The sequence below is a fragment of the Tabrizicola sp. genome, from assembly GCF_034366665.1.
Lineage (GTDB): Bacteria > Pseudomonadota > Alphaproteobacteria > Rhodobacterales > Rhodobacteraceae > Tabrizicola.
In genome coordinates this window covers 18,122-28,435 of sequence record NZ_JAXMMF010000146.1, presented here as the reverse complement: position 1 = coordinate 28,435, position 10,314 = coordinate 18,122, and the positions used below count along the sequence as shown (strand labels likewise).

The following is a 10,314-nucleotide window of genomic DNA, read 5'->3' as shown; positions in this document are numbered from 1 at the left end:
AAGAAAAAGGCGGGTTCCGTCTCGTCCGGCAGGAAAAAGGCAAGTTCGTTCTCCTGTCCGATCTCTAGGCGGTGCCCTGAGCAGTCAACAAAAAGGACGCTTAAGATGCGCCATCCGGTAATTGCCTTGCTGTGCCTTGGCAGCACGGTTGCCCTGTCTGCCTGTCAGAACAACTCTGACGCACAGGTGCAGCGGGCCCTCAAGGACGTCAACGTCATCGACGAGACGAACCTCAACGACGTTATGCTGACGGTTGCTGACCCCGCTGAAGCGGTCGGATATTTCACCCGCACTCTTGAACAGAACCCCGACCGGATCGACTTGATGCGCGGTCTGGGCCGGTCTCTGGTGCGCGCGCAGAAGCCGACCGAGGCCGCCCAGGTCTGGCGCACCGCCGTGGACCATCCGGACGCCACGCCGGAAGACAGGGTGATGCTGGCCGATGCGTTGATCCGCTCGAACAAGTGGCCCGAAGCCAAAGCCGAGTTGAACAAGATCCCGCCGACCCACGAAAGCTTCGACCGCTACCGGCTTGAGGCGATGGTCGCCGACAGCGACAGGAACTGGAAGAAGGCCGACAGCTTCTACGAGATCGCAACCGGGCTGACCACGACTCCGGCCGGTGTCCTGAACAACTGGGGCTTCTCCAAACTGACGCGCGGTGAACATGCCGGCGCGGAAAAGCTGTTCATGGAGGCGCTAACTTACGATCCCGCGCTCTTTACCGCCAAGAACAATCTGGTCCTCGCCCGCGCAGCCCAGCGCAAATACGATCTGCCAGTCGTGCGGATGAGCCAGATCGAACGGGCCGAGCTTCTGTATTCGATGGGCCTTGCGGCGATCAAGCAGGGCGACGTTTCGGTCGGCAAGGGCCTGCTGAACCAGGCGATCGAAACCCATCCGAAGCACTTCGAAGCCGCCGTCCTCAGCCTTTAAGCCCTTGATGCCAATTTGAAGATGTAAATGCTTGAACCGAACGATGCGCTGATCCTTCTCGTCCCGGTGCTGCCCATTGCGATCTGGGCGGCCGTCTCGGACCTGAAGCGGATGAAGATCCCCAATACCGCCGTCATTGCAATGGCGGCAGTCTGGCCGCTGATCGGCTGGTATCTGGTGCCGTGGGAGTCCTGGCTCTGGGGCTTTGCGATCATGGCCGTGGTCTTTGTGGCGGGCTTCCTGCTTTACCTGACCGGCACCTTCGGGGCCGGCGACGCCAAGTACAGTGCCGCGATGTCGGGCCTTTTCGTCGGCGGCAACATCGGTGAGATTCTCCTGATCACCTTCATTTCCATGATCGGGTCCTTGATCCTGCACCGAATTCTGCGAAGCCTGTCCTTCGTTCGCAACGCGACACCGGACTGGGAAAGCTGGAACCGACGGCGCTTCTTTCCGTTCGGGCTGTCGCTGTCCAGCATCGTGGTCTTCTATCTTCTTGCCGCCATCTGGCCACAGGGCTGACACAAGTCGCGTTTACGACTCAAATCGAAGCAGTTCGCTACGATTGTCCACGGAGCTTGCCCTATGAACGCAGAAGCACCGGTGTCCGGCGTCCAACCGCCGCCCTCTCCCCGTTCGCTGGCCGACACGGGGCTGTTCACCATCATGATGCGGGACATCCTTCTCAAGACGATGTTCCGCACCAACCAGGACCAGGTCTCTGCCTTGTCCAAGGCGATCAGCCTGCCGGTCCCGCTGACGCAGGAACTGGTGGATCTCGCGCGCACGCAGAAGCTTCTGACCGCGACTGGCACCATGCACGCCACCGCTGGTGGCGAGATGGGCTATGAACTGACCGACGCCGGCAAGGCCCGCGCTTTGGACGCCCTGTCGCAGTCCGAATACTACGGCGCGATGCCGGTGCCGCTGGACCAGTATTCGGTGCAGATCAAGCGCCAGTCGGTCCGTGATATCCGCCTGAACCGTGATCAACTGATGTCCGGCATGGGCCACCTGATCCTGCCGCCCGACCTGATCGACAACCTGGGCCCCGCTGTGACTTCGGGCCGCTCGATCCTGCTTTACGGCCCCCCGGGAAACGGTAAGTCCTCGATCTCCCACGGCATCCGTGCGGCTCTCGGCGACAAGGTCTATGTCCCCCGCGCCATTGAATATTCCGGGCAGATCATCAGCGTCTATGACCCCATCGTCCACTCCGCCGCCGAATCCGCGGTGGATGACCCAAACTCCTTGCGCCGCACGTCGAACCGCTTCGACAACCGCTACGTCTATTGCGAACGCCCTTCGGTCATCACCGGCGGTGAACTGTCGCTCGACATGCTGGACCTGAACTACAACCCCACGGCGCGCACCTACCAGGCGCCGCTGCAGCTGAAAGCCACCGGCGGCATCTTCATCATCGACGACCTTGGCCGTCAGGCCGAACCGCCGCAAAAGATCGTCAACCGCTGGATCGTGCCGCTGGAGGAATCCCGCGACATCCTGGCTTTGCAATCGGGCGAAAAGTTCACCGTGCCCTTCGACACGCTGGTCATCTTCTCGACCAACTTCCACCCCAACCAGATCTTCGACGGCGCGGCTCTGCGGCGTATCTTCTTCAAGATCAAGATCGACGGCCCAAGCCAGGAGAACTTCCTGAAGATCTTCGCCATGGTCGCCCGGAAGAAGAAGATGCCGCTGGACGAGACGGCCCTGATGCACCTGATGAAGGTCAAGTTCCCGACCATCGCCAACAACTACGCGAACTATCAGCCGGTCTACCTGATCGACCAGATGATCGCGGTCTGCGAGTTCGAGAACATCCCCTACCAGATGACCCCCGAGCTGATCGACCGCGCCTGGGGCAACATGTTCGTCCGACAGGAAGACATCGCGCACTGATCCGGTCCCTCGTCGTTCGACTTCGTCTCCTCCTCGGCAGCGAGGAGTGACGAAGTCATCGACGAGCGGTCAAGCGAAGACCGTGACGCCCTTTTCCGTGACCACCGCATCCAGCCGCTGATCGAACGCATCCACCGGCACCTCTGCCACCTGTTGCGCCGCGAAGGCAAACCCCACCGCCAGCACAGGCCGCCGCGCCCGCAGGCCCTCCAGCGTCCGGTCGTAGAACCCGCCGCCATAGCCCAGCCGGTAGCCCCGCGCGTCGAAGGCCAGCATCGGCACGATCAGCACCTCCGGCTCGACCCAGGCCCCCTCCTCGGGGATCAGCGCCTTGAACGCGCCCTCGATCATAGGGCAGCCCGGCGACCACTCCCGGAACCGCAGCGGAGCCGCCTTCTCCAGGATCACTGGCACCCCCACCGGCCCCTGATGCGCCGCCATCGCGGGCAAGGGGTCGATCTCGGTCCGCATCGGCATGTAGCCGGCCAGCACGCGGCCCCGCTGCCCCGCCAGGTAGTCTGCCAGGATCTCGGCCGCCTGGCCCTGCCCAGCCGCAAAAGCCTCGGCCCGGCGCACAAACGCCGCGGCCCGCGCTGCCGCCTTTACATCCGTCATGTCAGCATCACCGTCGCCAGGCCCAGAAAGGCAAAGAACCCCATTACATCCGTCAGCGTCGTCACGAAGGTTCCGCTGGCCAGCGCCGGGTCAAGACCCATCCGCTCCAGCGTCAGGGGCACCAGCACGCCGCCCAGCGCGGCGACGATCTGGTTGACGATCATCGCCATCCCCAGGACCGCGCCCAGATGCCAGTCGCCGAAGATCAGCGCCCCGGCCGCCCCCAGGATCACAGCCAGACTGACCCCGTTCATCATGCCGGCCAGAAGTTCGCGCCGCACCACCCGCCCCGCATTCGCCCGCGTCAGGTCACGCGTCGCCAGCGCCCGCACCGCCACCGCCAAGGATTGAGTCCCCGCGATCCCGCCGGTCGAGGCCACGATGGGCATCAGCGCCGCCAAAGCCACAAACGTGGCGATCGTCGCCTCGAACTGGCTGATCACCAGCGCCGACAGGGAGGCCGTGAAGAGGTTCACCACCAGCCAGGGCAACCGCTGCTTCACTGTCTCGAAGGGCCCGTCGCTGACATCGGCCTCGTCGCCCACCCCCGCCAGACGCAGCATGTCTTCCTCGTGCTCTTCGTCCAGCACGTTCATCGCGTCGTCGATGGTGATCACCCCCACCAGACGGCCCGAGCCGTCGACGACAGGGCAGGAAATCAGGTGATACTGGTTGAAGATATAGGCGACGTCCGCCTCCTCGTCCGTCGCCGCCACCGTGCGGAAACTGTCTTCGGCAATCGCTTTCAGGGCCATGTCCCGGCCCGAGGACAATATCCGCCCCAGGGTCACATAACCGACCGGAATCATCCGCGGATCGACCAGGATCACGTGGTAGAACTGATCCGGCAGATGCTCTGCCACCCGCAGGAAATCAATGGCTTCGCCCACGGTCCAGTGTTCTGGCGCCACCACCAGCTCGCGCTGCATCAGACGCCCGGCGGAATACTCCGGCCAGGCCAGGGCCTGCTCGACCGCCACCCGGTCGGCCGCCAGCATCGCCCCCAGCAGACGCCCCTGATCCTCGGCCTCCAGGTCCTCGACGATGTCGACAAGGTCGTCCGAATCAAGCTCGCTCAGAGCCTCGGCGACCACGTGATCGGGCAGTGCGTCCAGCACCTCCTCGCGGATCGCATCGCTGATCTCGGACAGCACTTCGCCGTCAATGACCGCCGAGCCCATTGCCAGCAGGGCCTCGCGGTCGGACTCGCTGACCTGCTCCAGAAGGTCGGCGATGTCGGCCGGATGGACCGGCCCCAGCAGAGCCTCGACCCGTGCCGCATCACCCGCGCGGGCTGCGTCCAGGGCCGCTTCCAGCAGATGGGCATCAAGTTCCGACGTCGTCCTGACCCTGGTGTCCGCCATGCGCACCCCCTTACCCTGCTGCCGACTTTAGGTCGCTTTCCCGCCGACGGCAAAGCCCCCTCGCGCCTTCGCGCTTTTGCGAAACAGTTTCAAGTCACTATCCGCACGTGAAAAATTTACCGGCGCGCCTAAACCCTCTAGGGTGCAAGGGTTCAAGGGGTGCCGCATGACCGATCTGATCCTGGGCCAAGTCCTCAGCTACACGGGTGACCCGTTCGCTGAAGGGCCTTCTGCCGCCCGCGTCCATACGCAGGGCGCCGTGGCCATCGAGGCCGGTCGCATCGCTTCCGTCGGCAATGCCGCCGACTTGCGTGCCCTTTACCCGCAGGCCCGCGTTCATGATCACGGACGCAACCTCATCTCGGCGGGCTTCATCGACGCCCATGTCCACTATCCGCAGACCGCGATCATCGCCTCCTGGGGCAAACGGCTGATCGACTGGCTGAACACCTACACCTTCCCCGAAGAAATGCGATTCTCCGACCCCGCCTATGCCCAGGATATCGCCAACCGCTACCTCGACCTGGTCCTTGCCCGCGGCACCACCACCGTCTGCTCTTACGCGACGATCCACCCGGCCTCGGTCGACGCCATCTTCACCGCCGCCCAAGCCCGCGGCATGCGCCTTTTCGCCGGCAAGACCTGCATGGACCGCAACGCGCCCGAGGGCCTGCGCGACACCGCCCAATCCGCCTATGACGACAGCAGGGCGCTCCTGGAAAAGTGGCACGGGCTTGACCGCCTCTCCTACGTCATCACCCCCCGCTTCTCGCCCACCTCCACGCCCGAACAACTCCACGCCCTGGGCCAGCTCTGGCGCGAATACCCCGATTGCCTGATGCAGACCCACCTTTCCGAACAGACGGACGAGATTGCCTGGGTCCGCGACCTCTTTCCCCAGTCCCGCGACTATCTCGACACCTATGAGGCACAAGGCCTCCTCCGCGAAGGCGCCGTCTACGGCCACGCGATCCACCTGACCGACCGCGAGCGCGCCCGCCTGATCGAAGCCGGGGCAAGCCTCGTCCATTGCCCGACCTCGAACACCTTCATCGGCTCGGGCCTCTTCGACATGTCCCTCGCGCACGACCTTCGCGTGGGCCTCGCCACCGACACCGGCGGCGGGTCCAACTTCTCGATGCTGCCCACAATGGCCGCCGCCTACGAGGTCGCCCAACTGCGCGGCCAGTCTCTCCACCCCGCGCAACTTTGGTGGCTCGCCACCCAGGGCTCCGCCCGCGCGCTGCGGTGTGAGGACAAGATCGGCAACCTCGCCCCGGGGATGGAGGCCGACCTGATCATCATCGACCTCGCTTCTACTCCCGCCATCGAACAGGCCACCCGCCGCGCCGAAGACCTCTGGCAGCAGCTTTTCCCCACCATCATGATGGGCGACGACCGCGCCGTGTCGGAAGTCTGGGTCGGGGGCAAACGCCTCACCTGACCCCAAAGCCTTTCACATTTGCCCAAATATCCCCGCCGGAGGCACAGACGAGCCGACCATGCGCCCTTCGCGCATGGACGGTGAGACAAAAGGCTCGCGCCGAAGGCGCTCAATTTGAAAGCCGCTGCCACCCGCTTCCAGGACCGAAACACGGTGCCCGCGACCCGCCGGGACGGTTAAGCCCGCCCGAACGTCCGCAACCAACCCCTTGATTGCAAAGGATACGAAATCCCGCCCACGCGTGGACGCCTATTCCGCCAGCTCCCAGCCATCGGGGTAGAAATCGTGCTTCAACGCGATCGAGGTCGAGATCCGCTCGTATTTCCAGATCTCCTCCGCCGTGACCGCAATCGGCCCGATCGACGCAACCAGCGTCTCGCCATCTTTCAACCGCCGGGTCTGGAACCCCTCCATCCGCAGGGCCCGCTCCAGCGCGGGCCAGCTGGCGTCGGTCTCTTCGATGAAGAAGGCATATTCGACCACCGCCGTCTTCGGCAGGCTGATCCCCTTCGACTGCCGGAAGGTCTCGTAAGTCTCGCGACGCTGGGTTTCGAAGTTGTGGTCCATGACGGGTCTCCCTGTCCGCCTTCTACCCTACTCGGTCCGGCTGCAGAAGCCCCGGTCGAAGGCCGCGCCCCAGGTCCAGTCCGAGGCATTCAGCGCCTCGAACCCCACCGGCTCCAGCTGACGCGTGGTCCCGTCCTCGGTCGAGGTCATGTTCCACAAATCGACCTCGCACTCCGTGGTGAACGGCTCGCCACCCGGATTGTAGAATTCCGATCGGTGATAGTAGCCGACCACCGTGTACTGGTTGTCGATGTACTGCATCTGGGTGACCGACCGGCCCTCGGCATCCTCGTCGGCGAACTCGACCACCACTTGCAGAATGCTGCCGTCCGGCGTTTCCACCACCTCCAGAGCCTGCCGGGTGGCAAAGGCGGACAGCTCGATGGCCCCGTTGTCGAACTCGGGCGCGCCCTCGCCCGTCGGCACCCCGTCCAGCGCGCCGCCCCAGATCACCAGCCGCGCCTTGTCTTCGTTCTGGACCAGCCGGGCCAGGAAATAGAACCCTTGCTTCGACGCCCCCGCCCAGTTGCCGCTCGCCTCGGAAAGCGCCGTCTCGGCCTGGGCCTGCACAGCAAGGGCAAGCGACAGCGTGAGGGCAGCAAGGTGGCGCATCGGGGGGCTCCGGTCAGTGACGCGGCGACCATGCCGCCTTCCGGGCGGTCGGGAAAGGGCTGGAAAACCGGACGCTACCGCGCCAGGCGCGCGGCAAGGTCCCGCTGACGCTCCAGCACCCGGGGCAGGTCCAGCGTCACCAGCTGCCCGTCGCGCACCACCTGCCGGCCCTCGACGATCAGATGCCGTACCCGCGTCGGGCCGCACAGCGCCAAAGCCGCGACCGGGTCCCAGCTTCCCGCAGCTTCCACCCCACCCAGATCCCAGACCGCCAGGTCCGCCCGCTTGCCCGGCATGATCTGTCCCAGGTCCGTGCGGCCCAGGACCTGTGCCCCGCCCAGGGTGGCGATCTCCAACGCCTCACGCGCGCTCATCGCGTCGGCCCCGCGCGCTACCCGTTGCAGAAGCATCGCCATCCGTGCCTCGGCCATCAGGTTGCCCGCATCGTTCGAGGCCGAGCCATCGACCCCCAACCCCACCTTCACCCCCGCATTCCGCATCGCACGGACCGGGGCGATGCCCGATCCGAGTCTACAATTCGAACATGGACAGTGGGAAACGCCCGTCGATGACCGGGCAAAAAGTTCAATTTCCGAACCTTCCAGCTTGACGCAATGCGCGTGCCAGACATCCGGTCCGGTCCATCCCAACTCTTCGGCATATTGGCCGGGGCGGCAGCCGAACTGGGCCAGGGAATAGGCGACATCCTCGTCATTCTCGGCCAGGTGGGTGTGCAGCATCACTGCCTTGTCGCGTGCCAGCAGAGCCGCATCCCGCATCAACTCGCGGCTGACCGAGAAGGGCGAACAGGGTGCCAGCCCCACCCGCACCATCGCCCCCGGTTTCGGATCGTGGAAGCGGTCGACGACACGGATCATGTCCGCAAGAATATCGGCTTCCTTCTCGACCAAACTGTCCGGCGGCAGGCCCCCGGCACTTTCGCCGATGCTCATCGCGCCGCGCGTCGGATGAAACCGCAGCCCCACCTCCTCGGCCGCCGCGATGGTATCATCCAGCCGCGCGCCGTTGGGATAGAGGTACAGATGGTCCGAGGTCATCGTGCAGCCCGACAGCGCCAGTTCCGCCAGCCCGACCTGGGCCGAGGTGAACATCTCTTCCGGCCCGAACTTCGCCCAGATCGGATACAGCGTCTTGAGCCACCCAAACAGAAGCGCATCCTGCCCGCCCGGCACCGCGCGGGTCAGGGTCTGGTAAAGATGGTGGTGCGTGTTCACCAAACCTGGCGTCACCACGCAGCCGGTCGCGTCGATCACTTCGGCCTCGGCGGATGCAAGCCCGGTCCCGACGGCAAGGATCACCCCGTCCCGGATGTAGACGTCGCCGCGCGCGATCTCGGCGCGGCGGGCGTTCATCGTGACCACGACATCGGCATTGCGGATCAGGGTATCGGACATGGGTGCACCTTTGCACCCTTCGGCCCGGCACGATGCCCCCCGAACCTTCCCGGGGCCGTGCGTCAGAAGGGAGAAGGACACGCGCGGCGGTTGTAGTATAACGGGGTCACGCGGGCTGGAAAAGCCTCAGCCGTGCAGCCGCGCCAGCGCCTCGGCATGAATTTCCCGATTGGCGGCCGCAAGGATCTGCCCGCCCTCAAGCGCCGGTCGGCCCTGCCAGTCGGTCACGATGCCGCCCGCCGCCTCGATCACCGCGATGGGGGCCTGCACGTCATAGGCCTGCAGCCCCGCTTCGATCACCAGGTCGATCTGCCCCGCCGCGATCAACGCATAGGCGTAGCAGTCGGTGCCGTACCGGACCAGTTTCGCGCCCGCCGCCACGCGCCGGAAGGCCGCAGCTTCATCGGCGGTACCAACCTCGGGGAAGGTGGTAAAGACGATGGCTTGCGCCAGCGGTCGGGCCGCGCGGACGGACAGCGCCGCTTCTCCCATAGGTCCCACGACGCGGGCTTTGCCCAGACCGCCTTCGAACCGTTCACGGATATAGGGTTGGTCGATGATGCCATAAAGCACCCCCTCGGCATCCCGGACCGAGATCAGCACACCCCAGGTCGGCGTGCCGGACAGATAGCCGCGTGTGCCGTCAATCGGGTCCAGCACCCAGGTCAGGCCCGAGGTCCCCGCGCGCGCGCCGAATTCCTCGCCCAGGATACCGTCCATCGGACGGCGCCGGGCAAGGACTTCGCGCATACGCTCTTCGGACAAGCGGTCGGCGGCTGTCACCGGGTCGAAGCGGGTGGTTTCCTTGGTCTCGGCCGCAAGATCCCGCGTCCGGAAGTGCGACAACGTGGCGACCCGCGCCACATCCGCCAATTCATGCGCCGTCGCGATCAGCTCGGACGCCAAACCTTCGGTTACCCGCATCCTGTCCCTCATGGCCTGCCGGACCGCACGTGAGGGGTCCGCCCCAAGGGCGCGCTAAACGCCCAGGGGGACGAGGTCAAGGCAGCTTTCAGGCGGCTTCGGATAGAACCCGGGCCAGATCGAACAGGCGGCGGCGCTGCGCCTCGGGGATCGCATAGTAGGAACGGACCAGTTCCAGCGCTTCCTTGTCGGACATCATGTCGCCCTGGCCGTAGCCGGCAGCAACCTGACCATCGCCGAGACCTTCGAAGAAGAACGAGATCTGCACGCCCAGCGCATCGGCCACATCCCACAGGCGGGAGGCGCTGACACGGTTCATGCCGGTCTCGTATTTCTGGATCTGCTGGAACTTGATGCCCACCTTGTCTGCCAGTTGCTGCTGGGTCATGCCCACCATCCAACGGCGGTGACGGATGCGCTTGCCGACATGGGCGTCTACGGGATGCTTCATTCTATACTCCAAAAACGTGTGTCCGTTCCCCTCGGTGTTGTATAAGCAAGTAGCGTGCCAAACCGATCGGACCGGAAGAAGTTA

Annotated in this window: 11 protein-coding genes; 4 read left to right on the top strand and 7 right to left on the bottom strand. The window is 64.9% G+C overall.

Annotation, left to right across the window (positions count from 1 at the left end):
- Positions 1 to 105: 105 nt before the first annotated feature.
- The 3 genes from U1E69_RS20625 to U1E69_RS20615 all read left to right on the top strand — a co-directional run bounded on the left by U1E69_RS20625 (position 106) and on the right by U1E69_RS20615 (position 2,838).
- On the top strand, positions 106 to 936 hold the full coding sequence (locus U1E69_RS20625; RefSeq protein WP_322246286.1) for a tetratricopeptide repeat protein: 831 nt from the start codon (positions 106 to 108) through the stop codon (positions 934 to 936).
- 27 nt (positions 937 to 963) lie between these two features.
- Positions 964 to 1,458 carry an A24 family peptidase gene (locus tag U1E69_RS20620; protein WP_305542260.1) on the top strand — a complete coding sequence of 165 codons (495 nt, stop codon included), beginning with the start codon at positions 964 to 966 and terminating at the stop codon, positions 1,456 to 1,458.
- A 63-nt stretch (positions 1,459 to 1,521) separates the two neighbouring features.
- Positions 1,522 to 2,838: an ATPase gene (locus U1E69_RS20615; RefSeq protein ID WP_322246285.1), complete on the top strand. Its 1,317-nt coding sequence runs from the start codon at positions 1,522 to 1,524 to the stop codon at positions 2,836 to 2,838.
- A 69-nt stretch (positions 2,839 to 2,907) separates the two neighbouring features.
- Here U1E69_RS20615 and U1E69_RS20610 read toward each other — a convergent pair whose 3' ends face one another.
- Both U1E69_RS20610 and mgtE read right to left on the bottom strand, forming a co-directional pair.
- Positions 2,908 to 3,453: a 5-formyltetrahydrofolate cyclo-ligase gene (locus U1E69_RS20610; RefSeq protein ID WP_322246284.1), complete on the bottom strand. Its 546-nt coding sequence runs from the start codon at positions 3,451 to 3,453 to the stop codon at positions 2,908 to 2,910.
- A complete protein-coding gene (mgtE, locus tag U1E69_RS20605) occupies positions 3,450 to 4,817 on the bottom strand; it encodes a magnesium transporter (protein WP_322246283.1) in 1,368 nt (455 codons plus the stop codon). Before mgtE ends, U1E69_RS20610 begins: the two co-directional genes overlap by 4 nt.
- Positions 4,818 to 4,983: 166 nt before the next feature.
- Here mgtE and guaD point away from each other — a divergent pair, with 166 nt between their 5' ends.
- Positions 4,984 to 6,261 carry a guanine deaminase gene (guaD, locus tag U1E69_RS20600; protein WP_322246282.1) on the top strand — a complete coding sequence of 426 codons (1,278 nt, stop codon included), beginning with the start codon at positions 4,984 to 4,986 and terminating at the stop codon, positions 6,259 to 6,261.
- A 249-nt stretch (positions 6,262 to 6,510) separates the two neighbouring features.
- Here the strand turns inward: guaD and U1E69_RS20595 are convergent, their stop codons facing one another.
- The 5 genes from U1E69_RS20595 to U1E69_RS20575 all read right to left on the bottom strand — a co-directional run bounded on the left by U1E69_RS20595 (position 6,511) and on the right by U1E69_RS20575 (position 10,230).
- Positions 6,511 to 6,828 (bottom strand): ribonuclease E inhibitor RraB, encoded by a 318-nt coding sequence (locus tag U1E69_RS20595; RefSeq protein WP_322246281.1) that lies wholly within the window; start codon positions 6,826 to 6,828, stop codon positions 6,511 to 6,513.
- Between the two features lie 27 nt (positions 6,829 to 6,855).
- Positions 6,856 to 7,440 (bottom strand): hypothetical protein, encoded by a 585-nt coding sequence (locus U1E69_RS20590; RefSeq protein ID WP_322246280.1) that lies wholly within the window; start codon positions 7,438 to 7,440, stop codon positions 6,856 to 6,858.
- Positions 7,441 to 7,514: 74 nt separating this feature from the next.
- Positions 7,515 to 8,855, bottom strand: a complete 1,341-nt coding sequence (locus U1E69_RS20585) for an 8-oxoguanine deaminase (protein WP_322246279.1) — start codon at positions 8,853 to 8,855, stop codon at positions 7,515 to 7,517.
- 126 nt (positions 8,856 to 8,981) lie between these two features.
- Positions 8,982 to 9,779, bottom strand: a complete 798-nt coding sequence (locus U1E69_RS20580; protein WP_322246278.1) for an inositol monophosphatase family protein — start codon at positions 9,777 to 9,779, stop codon at positions 8,982 to 8,984.
- 88 nt (positions 9,780 to 9,867) lie between these two features.
- Positions 9,868 to 10,230: a helix-turn-helix transcriptional regulator gene (locus tag U1E69_RS20575; protein WP_322246277.1), complete on the bottom strand. Its 363-nt coding sequence runs from the start codon at positions 10,228 to 10,230 to the stop codon at positions 9,868 to 9,870.
- Positions 10,231 to 10,314: the final 84 nt, after the last annotated feature.

Excerpts from the sequence above, each read along its gene's own strand:
- guaD (WP_322246282.1), top strand. The coding sequence starts at position 4,984 with ATGACCGATCTGATCCTGGGCCAAGTCCTCAGCTACACGGGTGACCCG.
- U1E69_RS20620 (WP_305542260.1), top strand. The coding sequence starts at position 964 with ATGCTTGAACCGAACGATGCGCTGATCCTTCTCGTCCCGGTGCTGCCC.
- U1E69_RS20595 (WP_322246281.1), bottom strand. The coding sequence starts at position 6,828 with ATGGACCACAACTTCGAAACCCAGCGTCGCGAGACTTACGAGACCTTC.
- U1E69_RS20575 (WP_322246277.1), bottom strand. The coding sequence starts at position 10,230 with ATGAAGCATCCCGTAGACGCCCATGTCGGCAAGCGCATCCGTCACCGC.
- U1E69_RS20590 (WP_322246280.1), bottom strand. The coding sequence starts at position 7,440 with ATGCGCCACCTTGCTGCCCTCACGCTGTCGCTTGCCCTTGCTGTGCAG.
- mgtE (WP_322246283.1), bottom strand. The coding sequence starts at position 4,817 with ATGGCGGACACCAGGGTCAGGACGACGTCGGAACTTGATGCCCATCTG.
- U1E69_RS20580 (WP_322246278.1), bottom strand. The coding sequence starts at position 9,779 with ATGCGGGTAACCGAAGGTTTGGCGTCCGAGCTGATCGCGACGGCGCAT.
- U1E69_RS20585 (WP_322246279.1), bottom strand. The coding sequence starts at position 8,855 with ATGTCCGATACCCTGATCCGCAATGCCGATGTCGTGGTCACGATGAAC.
- U1E69_RS20610 (WP_322246284.1), bottom strand. The coding sequence starts at position 3,453 with ATGACGGATGTAAAGGCGGCAGCGCGGGCCGCGGCGTTTGTGCGCCGG.
- U1E69_RS20615 (WP_322246285.1), top strand. The coding sequence starts at position 1,522 with ATGAACGCAGAAGCACCGGTGTCCGGCGTCCAACCGCCGCCCTCTCCC.
- U1E69_RS20625 (WP_322246286.1), top strand. The coding sequence starts at position 106 with ATGCGCCATCCGGTAATTGCCTTGCTGTGCCTTGGCAGCACGGTTGCC.